At 71.3% G+C, this 18,806-nt stretch carries 17 protein-coding genes and 1 tRNA gene; 6 read left to right on the top strand and 12 right to left on the bottom strand.

Translation table 11 applies throughout. From position 1 onward, the window contains the following. Window positions 1-50 precede the first annotated feature (50 nt). Complete coding sequence (locus tag V2S66_RS21385; RefSeq protein WP_330797515.1) at window positions 51-458, top strand: pyridoxamine 5'-phosphate oxidase family protein; 408 nt, start codon at window positions 51-53, stop codon at window positions 456-458. 9 nt (window positions 459-467) lie between these two features. Here the strand turns inward: V2S66_RS21385 and V2S66_RS21380 are convergent, their stop codons facing one another. The 6 genes from V2S66_RS21380 to V2S66_RS21355 all read right to left on the bottom strand — a co-directional run bounded on the left by V2S66_RS21380 (window position 468) and on the right by V2S66_RS21355 (window position 6,577). Next, on the bottom strand, window positions 468-1,010 hold the full coding sequence (locus V2S66_RS21380) for an FBP domain-containing protein (protein ID WP_330797514.1): 543 nt from the start codon (window positions 1,008-1,010) through the stop codon (window positions 468-470). A gap of 162 nt (window positions 1,011-1,172) precedes the next feature. Continuing rightward, window positions 1,173-1,652, bottom strand: a complete 480-nt coding sequence (locus V2S66_RS21375; RefSeq protein ID WP_330797513.1) for a heat shock protein transcriptional repressor HspR — start codon at window positions 1,650-1,652, stop codon at window positions 1,173-1,175. Window positions 1,653-1,656: 4 nt separating this feature from the next. Further along, complete coding sequence (gene dnaJ, locus V2S66_RS21370; protein ID WP_330797512.1) at window positions 1,657-2,859, bottom strand: molecular chaperone DnaJ; 1,203 nt, start codon at window positions 2,857-2,859, stop codon at window positions 1,657-1,659. A gap of 42 nt (window positions 2,860-2,901) precedes the next feature. Next, entirely contained in the window at window positions 2,902-3,597 is a 696-nt protein-coding gene (gene grpE, locus V2S66_RS21365; RefSeq protein WP_330797511.1) for a nucleotide exchange factor GrpE, read from the bottom strand. Continuing rightward, window positions 3,594-5,471, bottom strand: a complete 1,878-nt coding sequence (gene dnaK / locus V2S66_RS21360) for a molecular chaperone DnaK (protein WP_330797510.1) — start codon at window positions 5,469-5,471, stop codon at window positions 3,594-3,596. The genes grpE and dnaK overlap by 4 nt, the downstream gene beginning before the upstream one ends. Window positions 5,472-5,566: 95 nt before the next feature. After that, complete coding sequence (locus tag V2S66_RS21355) at window positions 5,567-6,577, bottom strand: LCP family protein (protein WP_330797509.1); 1,011 nt, start codon at window positions 6,575-6,577, stop codon at window positions 5,567-5,569. A 276-nt stretch (window positions 6,578-6,853) separates the two neighbouring features. On the opposite strand from V2S66_RS21355, the gene V2S66_RS21350 reads away from it, so the two are divergent. Continuing rightward, complete coding sequence (locus V2S66_RS21350) at window positions 6,854-9,208, top strand: (Fe-S)-binding protein (protein WP_330797508.1); 2,355 nt, start codon at window positions 6,854-6,856, stop codon at window positions 9,206-9,208. Between the two features lie 41 nt (window positions 9,209-9,249). Here the strand turns inward: V2S66_RS21350 and V2S66_RS21345 are convergent, their stop codons facing one another. Next, the gene (locus V2S66_RS21345; protein WP_330797507.1) at window positions 9,250-10,119 is read right to left on the bottom strand and encodes a DsbA family protein; all 870 of its coding nucleotides are present in this window, start codon (window positions 10,117-10,119) and stop codon (window positions 9,250-9,252) included. Between the two features lie 125 nt (window positions 10,120-10,244). Here V2S66_RS21345 and V2S66_RS21340 point away from each other — a divergent pair, with 125 nt between their 5' ends. After that, window positions 10,245-11,210 carry a Yip1 family protein gene (locus tag V2S66_RS21340; RefSeq protein ID WP_330797506.1) on the top strand — a complete coding sequence of 322 codons (966 nt, stop codon included), beginning with the start codon at window positions 10,245-10,247 and terminating at the stop codon, window positions 11,208-11,210. Window positions 11,211-11,260: 50 nt separating this feature from the next. On the opposite strand, the gene V2S66_RS21335 is transcribed toward V2S66_RS21340, so the two are convergent. Continuing rightward, window positions 11,261-12,076: a phosphodiesterase gene (locus V2S66_RS21335; protein ID WP_330797505.1), complete on the bottom strand. Its 816-nt coding sequence runs from the start codon at window positions 12,074-12,076 to the stop codon at window positions 11,261-11,263. A gap of 50 nt (window positions 12,077-12,126) precedes the next feature. On the opposite strand from V2S66_RS21335, the gene V2S66_RS21330 reads away from it, so the two are divergent. After that, window positions 12,127-12,579 (top strand): DUF2000 domain-containing protein, encoded by a 453-nt coding sequence (locus tag V2S66_RS21330; protein WP_330797504.1) that lies wholly within the window; start codon window positions 12,127-12,129, stop codon window positions 12,577-12,579. A 23-nt stretch (window positions 12,580-12,602) separates the two neighbouring features. On the opposite strand, the gene dcd is transcribed toward V2S66_RS21330, so the two are convergent. Then, window positions 12,603-13,178, bottom strand: coding sequence for a dCTP deaminase (gene dcd, locus V2S66_RS21325; RefSeq protein ID WP_330797503.1), 576 nt, complete (start codon window positions 13,176-13,178; stop codon window positions 12,603-12,605). 398 nt (window positions 13,179-13,576) lie between these two features. On the opposite strand from dcd, the gene V2S66_RS21320 reads away from it, so the two are divergent. Continuing rightward, a tRNA-Gly gene (locus tag V2S66_RS21320) sits at window positions 13,577-13,650 on the top strand. Window positions 13,651-13,979: 329 nt separating this feature from the next. On the opposite strand, the gene V2S66_RS21315 is transcribed toward V2S66_RS21320, so the two are convergent. The 3 genes from V2S66_RS21315 to V2S66_RS21305 form a co-directional block, all read right to left on the bottom strand. After that, on the bottom strand, window positions 13,980-14,921 hold the full coding sequence (locus V2S66_RS21315; protein WP_330797502.1) for a glycoside hydrolase family 16 protein: 942 nt from the start codon (window positions 14,919-14,921) through the stop codon (window positions 13,980-13,982). 56 nt (window positions 14,922-14,977) lie between these two features. Then, window positions 14,978-15,949, bottom strand: coding sequence for a glycoside hydrolase family 64 protein (locus tag V2S66_RS21310; protein ID WP_330797501.1), 972 nt, complete (start codon window positions 15,947-15,949; stop codon window positions 14,978-14,980). A gap of 999 nt (window positions 15,950-16,948) precedes the next feature. Beyond that, window positions 16,949-17,614 (bottom strand): hypothetical protein, encoded by a 666-nt coding sequence (locus V2S66_RS21305; protein ID WP_330797500.1) that lies wholly within the window; start codon window positions 17,612-17,614, stop codon window positions 16,949-16,951. Between the two features lie 531 nt (window positions 17,615-18,145). Between V2S66_RS21305 and V2S66_RS21300 the strand changes: the two genes are divergently transcribed. After that, window positions 18,146-18,664 carry a sigma-70 family RNA polymerase sigma factor gene (locus tag V2S66_RS21300; RefSeq protein ID WP_330797499.1) on the top strand — a complete coding sequence of 173 codons (519 nt, stop codon included), beginning with the start codon at window positions 18,146-18,148 and terminating at the stop codon, window positions 18,662-18,664. Window positions 18,665-18,806: the final 142 nt, after the last annotated feature.

Genomic DNA, 18,806 nt, shown 5'->3' with positions numbered 1-18,806 from the left:
ACCGCTAGCGTCCCGATGTCCCAGTGCCGCGATGTCCTAGGGTCCTGGTCATGGAACGCCGCGATCCCCGCGCCCCCGACGCCGGCTACCTCGCCTTCTGGCGCGAGTACCACCTGTGCACGCTGACCACCCACCGCGCCGACGGCTCCCCGCACGTCGTCCCGGTCGGCGTCACCTACGACCCCGAGGCGGGCCTCGCCCGGATCACCACGAACACCGCGAGCGCCAAGGCCGGGCACATCCGCGCCGCGGGCCCCGGCGGCGCGCGCGTCGCCGTCTGCCAGGTGGAGCGCGGCCGCTGGGCCACGCTGGAGGGCGTCGCGACCGTCAGCGAGGACCCGGAGCGGATCGCCGAGGCGGTACGCCGCTACGGCGAGCGCTACGGTCGCGCGCTCGCGTACAAGCCGGACCGGGTGGTCATCGAGATCGCCCTGACCCGGGCGATGGGCAGCGCGTGAGCGTGCGGGTCAGGAGGACGCGCCGGACCGGTGGGTCGCGGCGGCCGGCCGGCCGCCCTGGGTGACCTTGTCCACGAAGGCCGCCAGGTTGCGGCGGGTGCGCGCGATCTGCTCGTCCAGGGTCAGCGTCTCCTCCAGGCGCTTGGCGAGCGCCGAGGACTTCTTGCCGCGGATGTAGAGCGAGCAGGCCAGGTCCGCGCACATGTAGAGGCCGACGGTGTTGCCCTGCCGGCCGGCCGGGCCGGCCAGCGGCGCCACCAGCAGGTCCACGCCGCCGCCGGAGTGCCCGGTCAGGCAGAGCCCGCACAGGCTGCTGCGCAGCAGATTGCGCCGCGCCCCCGGCGCGACCCGCAGCGTCAGCCCGACCGGGCCGCCCTCGGCCGGCGCGACCAGATACGCCCGGTCCGGCGCGCCCGGATCGCGCCAGCCCAGGAAGTCCAGGTGCCCCCAGGGCCGCTCCGCCAGGTCGCGCGGCAAGCTCAGCCGCTTCGCCTCACCCTTCGAACAGTTGACGAAGCAGGCGCGGATCTCGGCTTCCGTGAGGGCGTCCATGTCCGCGACGCTACGCGGCCCGTCCGCACGCTGTCGCCGCAATTTCGCCCGCCGCCACCCCCGGGGGGGACCAGGACCGCGGACACGACCAGGCCCGCCGCCCCGGGGCGGGGCGGCGGGCCTGGTCATGCGGAAAGCGCGGCAGCGCGCGGGGGCGGCCGCTCAGCCGTCCCGCTTCGGGCGCCACACCACCAGAGCGCTGGTGTGCTGGACGTCCTGGTACGGGACGAGGTCGCGGCGGTAGGAGGCGTGCACCGCCGCCTCCCGCTGCTGGATGACGGCGGCCGCCCCCTCGACGGCGGCGGACAGCTCGGCGACGCGGGCCTGGAGCGCGGCGACCTGGTTCTCCAGCTCGATGATCCGCTTGATGCCCGCCAGGTTGATGCCCTGGTCCTGCGACAGCCGCTGCACCTCGCGCAGCTGCTCGATGTCCCGCGCCGAGTAGCGGCGGCCGCGGCCGGCCGTGCGGTCCGGGGACACCAGCCCGAGGCGGTCGTACTGCCGCAGGGTCTGCGGGTGCAGCCCGGACAGCTCGGCCGCCACCGAGATGACGTAGACCGGGGACTCCTCGGTCAGCTGGTAGGGGTTGCGGGACACCCGCGGACCGCGCGGCCCGCCTCCCATCCCGCCGTCGATGCTCATCTGCTCACGCTCCCTTTGCGGCCTTGAACAGCTCCGCCCGCGGGTCGGTGTCCGCGGTGGCCTCGCGATACGCCTCAAGGGCGTCCAGCGCCTCGCCCTCGGTCCTGTCCGGCACCGCGACCTCTATGGTGACCAGCAGGTCGCCGCGCGAACCGTCCTTGCGCAGCGCGCCCTTGCCGCGGGCGCGCAGGGTACGGCCGTTGGGCGTGCCGGCCGGCAGCTTCAGCGTGACCGGGGGCCCGCCGAGGGTGGGCACCTTGATCTCGCCGCCGAGCGCCGCCTCGGTGAAGCTCACCGGGACGGTCACCGTCAGGTTCGCGTCCTTGCGGCCGAACACCGAGTGGCGTCCGACGTGCACGACGACGTACAGGTCGCCCGCCGGACCGCCGCGCTCACCGGGAGCGCCCTTGCCGCGCAGCCGGATCCGCTGCCCGTCGGTGACCCCGGCGGGAATGCGGACCTGCATGGTGCGCGAGCTCTTGGCCCGGCCGCTGCCGTGGCAGACCTCGCAGGGGCTCTCCGCGATCAGGCCGCGGCCCTTGCAGTCCACGCACGGGTCGGTGAGCGAGAAGCCGCCACCGCCGCCGCGCGAGACCTGCCCGGTGCCGACGCAGGTCGGGCACACCCGGGGGGTGCCGTTCTTGTCGCCGGTGCCGGAGCACGCCTTGCACGGCGCCTGCGAGGACATCCGCAGCGGGACCGTGGCCCCGTCCACCGCCTCAGTGAAGCTGAGCGTCACCTCGGACTCGATGTCCTGGCCGCGGCGCGGCTGCACGCGAGTGCCGCCGCCCCGGTTGAACAGCCCGCCGAAGACGTCGCCCAGGCCGCCGCCGAAGCCGCCGCCCTGCCCGCTCGTGGTGGGCCCGCCGGGGCCGCCGGGTCCGCCCGCGCCGCCGAAGAGGTCGCCGAGGTCGAAGTTGAAGCCGCCCGTGCCGCCCGCGCCCGGACCCGGCCGGAAGCCGCCGTTGCCGAACAGCGCGCGGCCCTCGTCGTACTCCTTGCGCCGCTTGGCGTCGGAGAGCACGTCGTTGGCCTCGGAGATCTCCTTGAAGCGCTCCTCGGCCTTGGCGTCGCCCTTGTTGGCGTCCGGGTGGAACTCGCGCGCCAGCTTGCGGTACGCCTTCTTGATCTCGGCGTCGGTCGCGTCCTTGGGGACGCCGAGGACCTTGTACAGGTCCTTCTCCAACAGGTCCCTGCTGATGCTCATCCCCGACGTCCCTCCTCTCCGGCCTGCGCTCTCCTGTGTCCGTCAGCCCTCGTCCGGGCCACCGGTCTCCTCGTCGTCCGCCTTCTTGTCCTGCTCCGCCTCGTCCTTGGCGGGGCTGCCGGGCTGCGGCTCGGCGACCGCGACCCGCGCGGGGCGCAGGTTGCGCTCCCCGATGCGGTACCCGGGCTGGAGGATCTGCACGCATGTCGTCTGTGTGACATCCGGCGAGTAACTGTGCATCAGCGCCTCGTGCACCAGCGGGTCGAAGGCCTCGCCCTCCTTGCCGAACTGCTGCAGCCCCAGCTTCGCCGCGACCGTCTCCAGCGACTCGGCGACCGACTTGAAGCCGCCGACCAGCTCTCCGTGCTCCCGCGCCCGGCCGATGTCGTCCAGCACCGGGAGCAGTTCGGTGAGCAGGTTGGCGATCGCGATCTCCTTGACGGCGACCCGGTCCCGCTCCACCCGCCTGCGGTAGTTCTGGTACTCGGCCTGGAGCCGCTGGAGGTCGGCGGTGCGCTCGTTGAGCGCGGTCCGCACCTGGTCCAGCTGCGCCCGCGCGGCGGTCAGCTGCTGCGCGACGGCGTCCCCGCCCGGGGCCGCCGGGCCCGCCTCGTCGGCGGAACCGGCAGACCCCGCGGGCCCTGCCTCAGCGGCCTTGTCCGGCGTGCCGGACTCCGGCGCCTCGGCGGCCTCGGAAGGGACGTCGGGCTCCTCGAAGCCCTTCGACTCCTCCGTCACGCGGCACCGTCCCTCTTCTGGCCGTTCTCGTCGTCGACGATCTCGGCGTCCACCACGTCGTCGTCAGCGGCGGCCTGCTCGGCGCCCGGGGCGTCCGCGCCGGGACCCGCCGCGCCGCCCTCGGCCTGCGCGTTGGCGTACAGCGCCTGGCCGAGCTTCTGGCTGGTGGCGGCGACCTTCTCGGTGGCCTCGCGGATCGCCGCGGTGTTGCCGTCGTCGGTCGACTCGTTCTTCAGCTTCTCCTTGAGGTCCGCGAGCGCGTCCTCGACCTCGGACTTCACGTCCTCGGGGAGCTTGTCCTTGTTGTCCGCGATGAACTTCTCGGTCTGGTAGACGAGCTGCTCACCCTGGTTGCGGGTCTCGGCGGCCTCGCGGCGGCGGTGGTCCTCGTCCGCGTACTGCTCGGCCTCCTGGCGCATCCGGTCGACCTCGTCCTTGGGCAGCGAGGAGCCGCCGGTGACGGTCATCCGCTGCTCCTTGCCGGTGCCCAGGTCCTTCGCGCCGACGTGCATGATGCCGTTGGCGTCGATGTCGAAGGTGACCTCGATCTGGGGCATCCCGCGCGGCGCCGGCGGCAGGCCGGTCAGCTCGAACATCCCGAGCTTCTTGTTGTACGCGGCGATCTCGCGCTCGCCCTGGTAGACCTGGATCTGCACCGACGGCTGGTTGTCCTCCGCGGTGGTGAAGATCTCCGAGCGCTTGGTCGGGATCGTGGTGTTGCGCTCGATCAGCTTGGTCATGATGCCGCCCTTGGTCTCGATGCCCAGGGACAGCGGGGTGACGTCGAGCAGCAGGACGTCCTTGACCTCGCCCTTGAGGACGCCGGCCTGCAGGGACGCGCCGATCGCGACGACCTCGTCGGGGTTGACGCCCTTGTTGGCGTCCTTGCCGCCGGTCAGCTCGCGTACCAGCTCGGCGACGGCCGGCATCCGGGTCGAGCCGCCGACCAGGACCACGTGGTCGATCTCGGACAGCTGGATGCCGGCGTCCTTGATGACGTTGTGGAACGGGGTCTTGCAGCGCTCCAGCAGGTCGCTGGTCAGCTGCTGGAACTGCGCCCGGGTGAGCTTCTCGTCCAGGTGCAGCGGGCCCTCGGCCGAGGCGGTGATGTACGGCAGGTTGATCGAGGTCTCGGTGGAGCTGGACAGCTCGATCTTCGCCTTCTCCGCGGCCTCGCGCAGGCGCTGGAGGGCCATCTTGTCCCTGCCCAGGTCCACGCCGTGGCCGGACTGGAACTGCTTGACCAGGTAGTCGACGACGCGCTGGTCCCAGTCGTCGCCGCCGAGGTGGTTGTCGCCGTTGGTGGCCTTGACCTCCACCACGCCGTCGCCGATCTCCAGCAGGGACACGTCGAAGGTGCCGCCGCCGAGGTCGAAGACGAGGATGGTCTGGTCGTCCTTGTCCAGGCCGTAGGCGAGGGCCGCCGCGGTCGGCTCGTTGACGATCCGCAGCACGTTCAGGCCGGCGATCTCGCCGGCCTCCTTGGTGGCCTGGCGCTCGGAGTCGTTGAAGTACGCGGGGACGGTGATCACCGCGTCGGTGACCTTCTCGCCCAGGTACGACTCCGCGTCCCGCTTGAGCTTCTGCAGGATGAAGGCGCTCATCTGCTGCGGGTTGAAGTCCTTGCCGTCCAGGTTGATCTTCCAGTCGGTGCCCATGTGGCGCTTGACCGACCGGACGGTCCTGTCGACGTTGGTGACCGCCTGGCGCTTCGCGACCTCGCCGACGAGCACCTCGCCGTTCTTGGCGAAGGCGACGACGGACGGCGTGGTCCTGGCGCCCTCTGCGTTGGTGATGACGGTGGGCTCGCCGCCTTCGAGAACGCTGACGACGGAATTAGTCGTGCCCAGGTCGATGCCGACCGCACGTGCCATGGTGAATCCTCCAGCTGACCGACTTGAGTGAATCTCGCTCAAGAGTGCCTGAGCGCGTCAGGAGAGTCAAATGACATGAGCGCGGTCGGCTCAACTTAGCGGCGCGAGCCTTGCGCAGGCGGCCGATCCGCCCGTACCGCCGCGAACAGCCGGGCGGCGTCCGCACGGCCCGTACCCGCCGTCGCGCCGCCCACACCGGCCGCGCCGGCCGTCTCCCATGAGCCCCCTGCATCCCCTGCATCCCCTGCATCCCCTGAGCTTCCCGGGCCCCCCGGGACGGTGAGGAAGACCAGGCCGTCCGGCGGCAGCGCGCGCAGGCTGCCGGCCAGTTCGTACAGCGCGGGCAGCGAGCTGAGGCCCGGGTCCGCGGTGATCGCGGAGGTCGCGGTGTCGAGGAAGCCGTAGAGCCTGGCCGGGTGGGCGAGGCCGCCGTCGCCGCCGCGGGCCTCGCGGGCCAGCGCGCGCAGCAGGTCGCCGCGCCGGTCGCTGGTGCGGCGGCCTGCCGCGGACACCGGCGCCGCGATCCGCTGGTAGCCGCGCGCGTCCACCACCAGGTGGTGGTCGACCCGGATGCCGCTCAGCTCCTCGAAGGCCCGGATGGAACAGGCCGCGCCGCCCTCGCGGAAGGCGTCGGCGAAGGGCCCGTAGCGGGCCGGGGACTCGCCGGGAGCGCCCCCCGACCCCGTCCCCCGCCCCGCGCCGCCGCCCGGGGCCGCGCCGGGGGCGGCCGCCGCGCGCAGGCCGGCGTCCGCCCCGCAGGCCGCCGGAATCCTGACCCGCAGCGTCGGCGGGACGCCGACCACCGCGGCGCGCCGCCGGTCGGCGGACAGGTGCAGAAGTACGGCCGCCTCGGCCTCGCCGCGCCCCGGGCGGCCGCCGCGGCGGGCGGGCCCGCCGGTCGGCCGCGCGCTCATCACGAGGATGTTCCGCGCGCCCGGGACCAGCGCGGGCGGGCGCTGCGCCGCGTCCTGGGCGAGCACCCGTTCGGCGGTGGTGTCCGTACGGATGTTGCCGCTGAACTTGCGGTAGGCGGCCAGGCCGAGACCGCACGCCACCACCAGGACGAGGCCGGCGCCGATCGCCGCCCAGCGCAGCACCGCGCGCATCTCCCGGTCACCTCCCGGCCGTTCCCGGCCGCCTGCGGACGCCGCGGACCGTTGTCCGCCGTCTCCATGTTTGTCACGATTGACGCGCCTTCAATCGCGCCGCCACGGCGTACGCTCCCCCACAGCCGGGGAAGCGCCGGCGGCGCCACTGTGCCGCGCGACACAGATCACCAGCGGCGCGGCTTCATGGACCCGGGAAACCCGGGTAACCTCAGCCGAGACCGGAGTAAGTTACCGCTTAGTACGTTTCGGATTGCGCAGGCCCGAGGAGCCCCCATGCAACTCGCCGCGATCATCGTGTCGCTGGTCCTCACCGCGGTCGGCGTCGCGCTCATCAGCCTCGCCGTCGCGCAGATCTACCGGGTCGTCCGGATCGGCCAGCCGGTGCCCGAGGGCACGCGCACCGACGACCCGCTGAGCCGCACCAAGACGCTCGCCCGTGAGTTCGCCCTGCACACCCGGATGAACAAGTGGGGCGTCATCGGCATCGCCCACTGGTTCGTGGCGGTCGGCTTCCTCACCCTGGCGCTGACCATCGTCAACGCCTACGGCCAGCTCTTCAAGGCCGACTGGATCCTGCCGTGGATCGGCACCTGGCTCCCGTACGAGCTGTACACCGAGTTCATCGCGACGCTCACCACCCTCGGCATCATCACCCTGATCGTGATCCGGCTGCTCAACCTGCCCTCCCGGGCCGGCCGCAAGTCCCGCTTCGCCGGCTCGACCGCCTGGCAGGCGTACTTCGTCGAGTACGTGGTGCTCGTCATCGGCCTGGCGATCATGACGCTGCGCGGCCTGGAAGGCGCCCTGCACGGCGTCGACCACTACGAGGCCGGCTACTTCGCGTCCTACCCGCTGGTCGCCGCCTTCCGCGGGCTGAGCACCGGCACGCTGCAGAACGTCGTGTACCTCACCGCGATGATCAAGCTGAGCGTCACCATGATCTGGGCCATCGTGCTGGGCCTGAACACCACGATGAGCGTGGCCTGGCACCGCTTCCTGGCCTTCCCGAACATCTGGTTCAAGCGCAACGCCACCGGACCGGTCGCCCTCGGCGCACTCCAGCCGATGACCAGCGGCGGCGCGCCCATCGACTTCGAGGACCCGGGCGAGGACGACCAGTTCGGCGTCTCCCAGATCGAGCACTTCTCCTGGAAGGGCATCCTCGACTTCTCCACCTGCACCGAGTGCGGCCGCTGCCAGTCGCAGTGCCCGGCCTGGAACACCGGCAAGCCGCTCTCCCCCAAGCTGCTCATCATGAGCCTGCGCGACCACGCCCACGCCAAGGCGCCCTACCTGCTGGCCGGCGGCGGCAAGACCGCCGAGGGCGAGGAGAAGGGCACCCCCGAGCAGCTGGCCGGCGTCCCCGCCGCCGCGCTCGCCGAGGCCGAGCGCCCGCTGGTCGGCACCGCGGCCGACGGCCCGAACGGCCTGGGCGGCGTCATCGACCCCGACGTGCTGTGGTCCTGCACCACCTGCGGCGCCTGCGTCGAGCAGTGCCCGGTGGACATCGAGCACGTCGACCACATCGTCGACATGCGCCGCTACCAGGTGATGATCGAGTCGTCCTTCCCCTCCGAGGCCGGCACGATGCTCAAGAACCTGGAGAAGAAGGGCAACCCCTGGGGCCTGCCGAAGAAGCAGCGCCTGGCCTGGGTCCAGGAACTCCAGCGGGAAGCGGGCTTCGAGGTCCCGGTCGTCGGCGAGGACGTCGAGGACCTCACCGAGGTGGACTACCTCTACTGGGTCGGCTGCGCCGGCTCGCTGGAGGACCGCGCGAAGAAGACCACCAAGGCGTTCGCCGAGCTGCTGCACATCGCCGGCGTCAACTTCGCCGTCATGGGCGGCGACGAGAACTGCACCGGCGACTCCGCCCGCCGGCTGGGCAACGAGTTCCTCTTCCAGCAGCTCGGCCAGGAGAACGTGGCCCTGCTCAACATGGCCTTCGGCGAGGAACTGGACGACGACGGCAAGGTCGTCCCCGGCAGCGCGCGGCCCAAGGCGTCGAAGAAGATCGTCGCCACCTGCCCGCACTGCTTCAACACCATCGCCAACGAGTACCCGCAGCTCGGCGGCGAGTACGAGGTCATCCACCACACCCAGCTGCTCCAGCACCTGGTGGACGACGGCCGGCTGGTGCCGGTCACCCCGGTCGAGGGCCTGATCACCTACCACGACCCCTGCTACCTCGGCCGCCACAACAAGGTCTACACGCCGCCGCGCGAGATCATCGCGAAGGTGCCGGGGCTGCGCAACGAGGAGATGCACCGCCACAAGGAGCGCGGCTTCTGCTGCGGCGCGGGCGGCGCCCGGATGTGGATGGAGGAGCGGATCGGCAAGCGCATCAACAACGAGCGCGTCGACGAGGCGCTGTCCCTCGACCCGGACATCATCTCCACCGCCTGCCCGTTCTGCCTGGTGATGCTCTCCGACTCGGTCAACGGCAAGAAGAACGACGGCTCGGCGAAGGAGTCGCTCCAGGTCGTGGACGTGGCGCAGCTGCTGCTCGACTCGGTGCGGACGCCGGTGGCGGTCGCGGCCGGTGTCGCCGGGGGCGACGCGAGCGCCGCGAGCGACGGGGACGACGGGGACGACGACGCCGCGCAGGGGGCGTCGGCCGGCACCGCCTGACGCCCTGGCAGCCGGGCCGCCCGGCTGCCGGGCCGGGCCGGTCAGCCGAGGCCGTGCTGCCTGAGCACGCGCGCGAAACCGGCGGCGGTGACGATGTCCGCGCCGCCGCCGGAGACCACCGTGCCGTCGATGCGCACCGTCGGCGTGCCCGTCGCGCCCGACGCGGTGAACGCGGTCTCCGAGCGCGTGACGAACGAGCCGTACGACTGGCCGCGCACCGCCGCGTCGAAGGCGGGGGTGCGCAGGCCCGGCACCCGGCCGGCCAGCTCCAGCAGGTACGCGACGGTGAAGCCGTCCTGCGACTCGTCCGGCTGGTGGGCGTAGACCAGCGCGTGCAACGGCGCGAAACGGTTCTCCGGCACGGCCGCGCGCAGCGCGTTGACCGCGCGCTTCGAGCCGCCGCCGCCGAAGTTCACGTCGAGGAAGGACGCGAGGGTGTACTGCAGCCTGACCTTCCCGGACGCCGCCAGCGCGGTCAGCTTCTTCGCGTTGGCCGCCTCGAAGCGCGCGCAGACCGGGCAGCGCGGGTCCTCGTAGACCGCGACGGTGTGCGGCGCCGCCGGATCGCCGACGGTGATCGTCGTGCCGTCCGCCTCCAGCCGGGAGGGCAGCGTCCCCGCGGCCGGCGGGGGCGTCGTCGGCGGGGCCGGCGGGGCGGTGGAGGCGGGCGGCGCTGGCGGCGGTGGAGGCGCGCTCGCGCCGCCGGTCGGTGCGGAGGCGGTGGCCGTCGAGGCGGAGGCGGACGCGGATGCCTTGCCCTGGGCGTGCGCGCCGCCCGAACCCGATCCGCCGCACCCGGCGAGGACCATCGCCGCCAGCAGGGCCACGCCCGAGCGCACAGCCGTTGCCGTAGCCGTAGCCGTACGCCTGCTGCGCGCCGTGTCCGCCTTGCCGCGCTCGCGCGTCGTCATCGGCACGTTCCCTCCCCCAGGTCCGATAGGCGGAACGCTACCCGGCGTGTCACAGCTTGGCCCCAATGGCCCGCTCGCGTACGGGCTCCGGCACGGGTGTCACGGGGAGCGGGTACGTTCGAAGGGTGGCTGGACAGACGCATCGACAGGGCGAGGGCGGCGGATATCCGCCCGGATACGGGCAGGGCTCGCCCCGGTCCCGGTACGGCAGGAAGCGGCCGCGACCGTCGCAGCCGCCGCAGGGACCGGCACAGGGACCCGGGCACGGGCACAGCCAGGCCCCCGGGCCGGGGTACGGGCCGGGGCCGGCGCAGCAGCCGTACCAGCCGTACGCGGCGCCGACCGGCGAGCCCGAGTACTTCGGTCAGGCCGGCGCCCAGGGCTACGACGACGCGCCCGGTCACACCCGGGCGTTCACCCTCGGCGAGCCGCAGGCGCTCGCCGACGGCGCGGCCGAGGGTTTCGACGGGGGTTTCGGCGCGGGCACGGGCGACGGCTACGACAACGTGGCGACCTACCGCGCCGGCCGGGCCGCCGCGCCGCCCGCAGGACCGCGCCTGCACTGGAAGCAGCTGCTCAGCGGCATCGTGCTGCGCCCCGGCCAGACCTTCTGGCAGATGCGCGACCACACCGTGTGGGGCCCGGCCCTCACCGTCACCTTCGTCTACGGGCTGCTCGCCGTCTTCGGCTTCGACGCCGCCCGCAGCGACGTGCTCAGCGCCACCCTCGCGACGAGCGTCCCGTGGGTGCTGACCACCGGCGTCGCGGTCGTGCTGTGCGCGGTGACGCTCGGCGCGGTCACCAACACCCTGGCCCGCCAGCTCGGCGGCGACGGAGCCTGGGCGCCGACCATCGGCCTGGCGATGCTCATCACCTCGCTGACGGACGCGCCGCGGCTCTTCTTCGCGCTCTTCCTCGGCGGCGGCAACGGCTTCGTCCAGCTCCTCGGCTGGCTCACCTGGCTGGCCTGCGCGACCCTGCTGACGTCCATGGTCGGCAAGTCCCACGACCTGCCGTGGCTCAAGGCGCTCGGTGCGTCGTCGATCCAGCTGGTGGCGCTGCTGATGCTGTTCAAGCTGCCGCTGATCTGACGCCATGGCGGCGCGGGTCGCCGCGTCTGCCGGTACCGGTACCGGTACCGCTAGAGCACCGGAGCCGCCGCGTGGCTGACGGCGACCGTGTGCGTCACCCAGGCGGACCCGCCCGCGGGCCGCAGGTGCAGCTGGAAGGCGGTGGGCTCGGGGACGAAGCCGGGGGCGCCCTCGGTCAGCCGCAGGTCGCTCTGCAGGTGCGTGCTCGGCGCGGTGACCAGGGTGGTGCCGGCGAAGGCCGCGGCGGTCGGCCGGTGCACGTGGCCGGCCAGTACCCGGGCGACGTGCGGGTGCCGCGCGACGACCGCGGCGAGCGCGTCGCCGTCCGCCAGCCGCATCCCGTCGGCCATCGGCACGCCGATCGGCAGCGGCGGGTGGTGCAGGCAGACGAACGCCGGCGTGTCGGGGCGGGCCGCCAGCGTCGCGTCCAGCCAGTCGAGTTGCGCGTCCCCGAGCAGCCCGCCCGGCTCGCCCTCGACCCGTGAGTCCAGTACGGCGACGGTGAACGCCGGGTGTTCGACGGCGTAGCGCAGCCGGCCACCCGGCTCGCGCAGCCGCTTCTCGGCCTCGGCCGGCAGGAACGGCGTCCCGGCGAACACGTCGAGCAGCGCCGCGGGGTCGTCGTGGTTGCCGGCGACCAGGTGCACGGGCATCGGGAAGGACCCGAGCACCTCGCGCAGCGCCTCGTACTCGTCGCGCCGCCCGTGGTCCACCAGGTCTCCGGTGATCACCAACGCGTCAGGCCGCGGATCGAGCCTCCTGGCCCGGCCGAGCGCGAAGCGCAGCGCCATCGCGGGGGCGGCGCCGAGCACGCCGGTGGTCACATGGGGGTCGCTGAGGTGCGCGAGGGATACGGTCGCCGTCACGCAAGGAACGTACAAGACGGGGAGGCCCCGGAGCAGCCAGTTTGAGGGGCATGAGCACAGAGCACACCACTTCGGCCGCACCCACCGCCGCGCCGCGCTTCGAGACCAAGATCGCCGTCCTGCTGCGGGAGGACCTGGAGCCGTGGCAGCGGCTGAACGCCACCGCGTTCCTGGTCAGCGGGCTCGGTCCGACGCTGCCCGAAGTGGTCGGCGAGCCGTACGCCGACGCGGACGGCACCGCGTACCTGCCGATGTTCCGGCAGCCGGTGATGGTCTTCCAGGGCACGAAGGAGTTGCTGGCCACCGCGCTGGACCGGGCGCTGACCCGCGCGCTGCCGCGGGCGCTGTTCACGTCCGACCTCTTCGCGACCGGCCACGACGCGGCCAACCGCGCGGCGGTGCGTGCGGTGCCGCGCACCTCGCTCGACCTGGTGGGCCTCGCCGTGTACGGGCCGCGGAACGGGGTGGACAAGGTGATGAAGGGCGCCCGGATGCACCCGTGACCGTACGGCGCCGGTGGCGGGCGTCAGACCTGGGTGCGGTGGAAGTTGAGGTACGAGCGGGAGGCCGTCGGACCGCGCTGCCCCTGGTAGCGGGAGCCGTACTTGTCGGAGCCGTACGGGAACTCGGCGGGCGAGCTGAGCCGGAACAGGCACAGCTGCCCGATCTTCATCCCGGGCCACAACTTGATCGGCAGCGTCGCGACGTTGGACAGCTCCAGCGTGACGTGCCCGGAGAAGCCGGGGTCGATGAACCCGGCGGTGGAGTGCGTGAGCAGCCCGAGCCGGCCGAGGCTCGACTTGCCCTCCAGCCGCGAGGCGATGTCCTCCGGAAGCGTGATCACCTCGTACGTCGACGCGAGGACGAACTCGCCCGGGTGCAGGATGAACGCGTCGTCGCCGTCCGGCTCCACCAGCCGGGTCAGATCGGGCTGTTCGACCGCGGGGTCGATGTGCGGGTAGCGGTGGTTCTCGAAGACCCGGAAGAACCGGTCCAGCCGTACGTCGATACTGGACGGCTGCACCATCGTCGGCTCGAACGGGTCCACGCGCACGCGCCCGTTGTCGATTTCGGTCCTGATGTCCTTGTCTGAGAGAAGCACCCCCCGAGACTAACGCCCAACAGGTGGGCGCCCGCGCCCGCCCACCGGGCGTGGTCGCGCTACTTCCCGGCGCCCTGCGCCCCGACCGGCACCGCGTGCCGAAGCCGCGCGCACCTCGGACACCTCAACAGCCGCCCCGGGCCCAGCCGATCGGCCCCCAGGTGCCGCAGCGGAAACGAGGCCGTACTGAACACGTGCCCCTCCGCACAACGAACAACGGTGCGTTCCATGGCGTCCCTTCCCCCGCTCCGCGTGGCCGACAAACCCACACATTAGGGGATCTCCCACCCCGACCTCAGCACCCCGCCCCACCCCGCGTTTCCCCCGCCCCACCCCCACGAGCCATGCGGTACAGTATCCCTGGACCGCCCCGCACCAGGCGCGTCCCGCACGATTACGCGGATGTAGTTTAATGGTAGAACATGAGCTTCCCAAGCTCAGAGCGCGGGTTCGATTCCCGTCATCCGCTCCAAAGAAAAGGCCCAGGCCATAGAGCCGGGGTCGCATTATTTGCGCAGGCCATTTCGAAGACCGCGCGCAGTTGTGACACAGGAGCAGCGTTCTTGTCGATTCTCTACGGCTGGCTCATAGGGCTATGAGCGTCCCATGCCCTTGTAGACACGACACACGTCGTCACCCGGGGATCCATCCCCGCGCGTGGGGAAGGACTGGGCACCACATCTCCAGCGCCGACCACCGATCCGGCAACATCCGTCGGGGCAAGACGCCCGAGGTCACCGCCGACGCGCGGACGGGCCGCGCGCCGGCGGTGACCTACCGGGTGACGAGGGGTGCGGCCGGTCAGCCGGTCGTCCAGGCCGCGACCCAGCCGACGTGCATCGTGCCGCCGGAGGCGGTGGCGGCGTTCGGCGAAGTGCAGCCGCACACCCCGTTGGGATAGCCCCCGCCCATCGCCAGGTCGAGGATGATCGACATCTTGTGGTCGAATGCCTGCTTCCAGGTCGCACCCCCCACCTGGTTCTCCGTGACCGTGAAGTACGCCTTCCCGTCCAGGGAGAAGGTGATCGACTCATTCGACGCGTTCGTGCGGTCGAGGACCATCGCGTAGGTGTGGTAGGCGGCCTGGCAGCCCGCGCAGGCCCGCAGACCGCTGCCGATGCCGTTGCTCTCGTTGCACGGGCCGCCCGGGTTGGTCCCGCAGTGGACCGTACCTGACAGCTTCGAGAGGGCGTTGACATCCTCCATGATGTCGATCTCGCCGTTCTCCGGCCACTGGCCGGGACCGAGCATCCAGAAGGCCGGCCAGTAGCCGGTTCCGGCGGCGGGGGCCGGCTGCCTGATCGAGGCGGCCACTTTGAGCTTGCCGCCGGCCGGGGCTCCCGCGACAGCGGTCGGCGTCTCGATGCGGCCGGATGTCCAGTCGCCGCCGGACTTCAGCGCGGTGATCGCCAGGTGACCGCTGCCGTCGAGGTGGACGTTCGACGACGAGCGGGTCATGGTCTCGATCTCGCCGGTACCGAAGGACGATCCGGGCCCGGTGTCGAACTTCCACTTGGCGGAGTTGGGCGCGTTCCCCGACGCGCCGGCGAAGTTGTCGCTGAAGACGGTGGACCATCCGCTGGGGGGCGGAGGCACGGGAGTGGCGTTCGCCGTACCGGGCAGCGTGAGGGCGGCGAGCAGGCAGACTGCTGCCGCCGCGGCGCAGCGGCGGACCGTGCGCAGCAGCGAGGAACTGGGAACGGGGCCGCCCGGCTGGCGTCGGCGGCTTGTCAACGGGCTCATGCGGGGCCTCCTGAGGGGGTGGGCGAGGGCGTGGCGCGACACCGCGACGGCCGAGGTCAGTAGCCGACCGCGACCTCCAACCACTTCGGGGAGGCGTGCGAAACGAAGGTGGACTGCCCGGCGACGTCGTCGTAGGGGAAGCCGTACGCGAGCCCGCCGATCCCGTTGTCGTGCCAGAACCGCGCGTAGTAGTTGGCTGGCCCGGCCTTGTAGTAGCGGCTCGGATCCGCCTGTTGCGCGGCCGGCAGGGTGGCGACGTGCCGGTTCAATGCCGCGCACATCGTGGCGTTCGCGGCCAGGGAGCCGGCGCACCCGAAGATGTTCTGGGTGGATTCGTTGACTCCGGCTGACTTGGCGTAGGCGGTGTAGTAGCCGGCATTCGCCCCGCTGGCGCGGAAGTTGGCCGCGCTGCCCGGCGCGATGATGCGGTAGGGCGCCTGGGCCTGGGCGAGCGCCTTGAACGGCTGCGGGACCGCGTTGCTGAAATCCGTGAAGACCTGAGTGCGCGGTTCGTCGAACAGCTTCTGCGTGTCACCGACCTTGACGTCGTATCCGTCCTTGGCATGCAGCCTCATCGCGATCGGCAGACCCCAGGCGTCCACGCGGGTGGTGTTCCCGTTGAAGACGTCGCCGCCGACCGTGAACTCGACGAAGTCGCTGTACTGACTTGTGGCTGAGCCGACGTAAAAGTACATCCGGCCGGCGGAGTTGGCCGGCATGTCCAGATACGGCTGGTCGGCGATGGAGTGCGTCTGGCCGTTGAAGCTCCAGAAGACCTTGCTGTCCGGATAGGCCCCGTCCATACGGTTGAGGATCTTCACCTCGATCGCGTTGTGAGCGGCGGGAATGGTGCTGGTGTCCCCCCAGAAGGCGTCACCGGTCGGATTGCCGGCCGCATGGGCAGGTGGGGTGGTGAACGCGCCGAGCAGGACAGCCAGCACGGTGGCGGTCAACGCGCTGAACAGGCGGAGTTCCGGTCGGCGGCGGCCGGGGCGCAGTCCGATTGGCGCAAGGGCGGGAATCGACATGGCGCCTCCTGAGCGTGGTCTCGTGAGCCTTGACGTGGTCTCGTGAGCGTGTCTCTTAAGAGCGTGAGCCGTGGTCTACCGCGGAGCCGGAAGTGCCCTGGTGCATGGGTACACCACCTGATGAGAGCGCTCCCATCGGGCAGCCTCTCGTGTTTACTCCGTGCCGTTGACGCTGTCAACGGCACCCATCGACCCGCGTTCAAGCGCAGGCACGTCTCAGCCCGTGGCCCGACGCGGGGTGCGTCCTCACGCACAGCACCCTGCAAGCAGCACGTTGTCGTGCCGCTTCCGCGCCAGATCCAGCGGCACACCGCGGACAGCCACGGCCAAGCGCGGGTTCGGGCTCCCGTCATCCGCTCTTTATCAAAGTCCCAGGTCGAAGACCTGGGGATTCTTTGATTCAGGCTGATTCGAGATGCGCATTCCGCATCCGTGCCATTGGGCAGGAAATACCCGAGCGGAGCCGGGCAAAGCTCAATTCAGCCGGATGCCACGCGGACGTTCGACGCCGGGCAATATCCGCTGGGCAAACAAGGGCTCTGCCTGTGCGCGTCTCGGCGCCACGGCAGCGCTGGGAGTATCGCCCACCGCACCGCGCCTCCCCATGGCCTTCACCGTCGTCCGTGTCGGCTCAACCGTCGCCACCGTCTGGAACACAAGCGCCGAAGACCGCACGCGGCCGGCGGTCATCCCCCGCAACTCATCCCGGCCCAAGTCGCCAAGCTCACGCGCTGCACCAACAACGGCGCCACAGCCGCCAGGTGAGCGTGTTCGACCCCGGGCCCCGGATGACCCGGGCAACGGTTCCCACCTGCCAGTACGCCAACCGGCCGGATCCGCGGGGCCCGCAGGAGGTGCGGCGGCACGAGGAGCAGAGCGACGACGCTGACCACGCGGAACGGGGCCGCCGCCGGCCGCAAACTCAGGCTCCGGGTAGCCGCCCGAAGAACTGCCCTTCTTCACCACCAACCCCGACGCCGCCACGGGCCCCCGGATGGGTCACCGACCGTTGCTGTGACCGCTTCCCTTGCTCCGGTGCCGTGTCTGGACCTGGTCGGCGCCCGCGGGCGTGCGGTGACTCGCTGTGCCGGAGCTATTGAGTCCCGACACCGGTCTCATCAGGCCGGCAACCGACGAGCGCAACTCGGACGGCGAGATGGCGGGGCCGCCGAACGAGTCGCCTTGCGCCCGCCCGTGATGTTCGAACCTCCGGGCGACATCGAACGCGTTGCCGATGAGCTTGGTCATCTCGATGCGCTGAGGGACGGTGAGGTTGGTGGCGAATTCCGTTCCCGCGGAGGGGCTGTTGCTGTGTTCGGTTGCCCAGCGCTTGGCTTCGCCCAATGCCATGGCCTGCATGCCGGTGTCGTACGCGGGAGTTCCCTTGATCGCGGTGTAGTACGTGTCGTTCGCGCGATCCATGAAATAGGTGTCGATCCGGCGTGCGCCGTGCTCTCCGGCCACCAGCCACAGGGCCTCGATCGTGGCCGCGATATCAGAGCCCACTGTCTGAAAATCCTGCAGACCGTTCCGGAGAAGCACGTTGCGGATGTGGGCGAAGGATTTCTCGCGAGGCATCTGAGGTTCGTTGGGCTCTCCTCTCAGGCTCAGCACGTTGGGGAACGACCGCACGAGTAGGGTCGCGGGCTCGACGTTGTCGCTCATTGGTTACCTGCTGTCGATCGGGTACGTGGACCGTGCTCCTGCCCCGTCGCAGCTCCAAGCGGCGCGGCGCCGGCCTTGCCGGACGGTCCGGCCGTCCGGCCCGGAGCGACGGGGAAGGTCTCACTTCGGACCAACGCGGGACATACGCATTCGGTTCAGCCGGGATTCAACTGGCCGGAGCGACAACGCTGCTTGAAGGCCATATGCGTGGCGAGACCGGTCGGCCACGGTGTCGGACGAACAGTTCCTCACCGAAGTGGCCATGCGGCTTGGCCATTCAGCCAAGTGCTCCAGCCATTGGACGTCTCCCGGATCATCACGCACGGTGATGTGACCGCTACCGGCTCACGGTTGGCTTGAAGTGCGGCAGGAGAGACTCCCGCCGCCGGTCAGGGAGACGCACCCCGCAGCCGCCCCGCGCACCGATCCGTCCGGCGCGGGACGCGTAAAGACAACGGGCTGCCAGCGGTGCCCTCCCACGAGGCCGGAACACCACATCCACTCGGGAGCTGATGCAGCATGCGCACAGTCATGGGATCAAATGGTTCGGGAACTCCGGCCGAACGCGCTGTCCGGCATGCCTACGACGCCTACGGGGATGCCCTGTACGCGTACGTTCTCCGCCTGGTCGGGGGCGACAGGTTCAAGGCGGAGGACGTCGTCCAGGAGACCATGCTGCGCTTCTGGCAGAAGGGCCTCCTCCTGGAGGACGAGGCCGTGCGCCCCTGGCTCTTCAAGGTCGCGCACCGCGTGGTGATCGACGCCCATCGCCGCACCCTGGTGAGGCCGACCGAGGTGCACACGGAACCCGCGCAGGACGCCCTGGGATGTGAGGACGACGGTATCCGGCGGACCATGGACGCGCTCGTCCTGGCGGAGGCGCTGTCCACGCTGAGCGCGTCACATCGGCGGGTCGTCGTGCAGGTCTACCTGATGGGCGACACCGGCCTGGAGGCCGCACGTGACCTGAACATCCCACTGGGAACCGTCAAGAGCCGGTCCCATTACGCGCTCCGGATGCTGCGCGAGGCGATGGTGGAAGCGGCTTGACCCGGCTGAACGGCCCGTCCTCGCCCTGCGGCACGACAGCGGGATGGCTCGGAACCCTGGCTGGACACCGCGGGACGGGGCGGGTAGACAGGCTGGCGACCGGAGTTCGCCGTTCGACCAGTCCCACCGCGTGGTGCACGAC

The sequence above is a fragment of the Actinacidiphila polyblastidii genome, assembly GCF_036353415.1.
GTDB lineage: Bacteria > Actinomycetota > Actinomycetes > Streptomycetales > Streptomycetaceae > Actinacidiphila > Actinacidiphila polyblastidii.
Note: the sequence above shows the minus strand (reverse complement) of the source record. Positions and strands in the feature narration are given on the sequence as shown.

Bases quoted from the DNA above. Each gene is read 5' to 3' on its own strand.
- V2S66_RS21385 (WP_330797515.1), top strand. From the start codon at position 51: ATGGAACGCCGCGATCCCCGCGCCCCCGACGCCGGCTACCTCGCCTTC.
- V2S66_RS21380 (WP_330797514.1), bottom strand. From the start codon at position 1,010: ATGGACGCCCTCACGGAAGCCGAGATCCGCGCCTGCTTCGTCAACTGT.
- V2S66_RS21375 (WP_330797513.1), bottom strand. From the start codon at position 1,652: ATGAGCATCGACGGCGGGATGGGAGGCGGGCCGCGCGGTCCGCGGGTG.
- dnaJ (WP_330797512.1), bottom strand. From the start codon at position 2,859: ATGAGCATCAGCAGGGACCTGTTGGAGAAGGACCTGTACAAGGTCCTC.
- dnaK (WP_330797510.1), bottom strand. From the start codon at position 5,471: ATGGCACGTGCGGTCGGCATCGACCTGGGCACGACTAATTCCGTCGTC.
- V2S66_RS21355 (WP_330797509.1), bottom strand. From the start codon at position 6,577: ATGCGCGCGGTGCTGCGCTGGGCGGCGATCGGCGCCGGCCTCGTCCTG.
- V2S66_RS21350 (WP_330797508.1), top strand. From the start codon at position 6,854: ATGCAACTCGCCGCGATCATCGTGTCGCTGGTCCTCACCGCGGTCGGC.
- V2S66_RS21345 (WP_330797507.1), bottom strand. From the start codon at position 10,119: ATGACGACGCGCGAGCGCGGCAAGGCGGACACGGCGCGCAGCAGGCGT.
- V2S66_RS21330 (WP_330797504.1), top strand. From the start codon at position 12,127: ATGAGCACAGAGCACACCACTTCGGCCGCACCCACCGCCGCGCCGCGC.
- V2S66_RS21315 (WP_330797502.1), bottom strand. From the start codon at position 14,921: ATGAGCCCGTTGACAAGCCGCCGACGCCAGCCGGGCGGCCCCGTTCCC.
- V2S66_RS21310 (WP_330797501.1), bottom strand. From the start codon at position 15,949: ATGTCGATTCCCGCCCTTGCGCCAATCGGACTGCGCCCCGGCCGCCGC.
- V2S66_RS21305 (WP_330797500.1), bottom strand. From the start codon at position 17,614: ATGAGCGACAACGTCGAGCCCGCGACCCTACTCGTGCGGTCGTTCCCC.
- V2S66_RS21300 (WP_330797499.1), top strand. From the start codon at position 18,146: ATGGGATCAAATGGTTCGGGAACTCCGGCCGAACGCGCTGTCCGGCAT.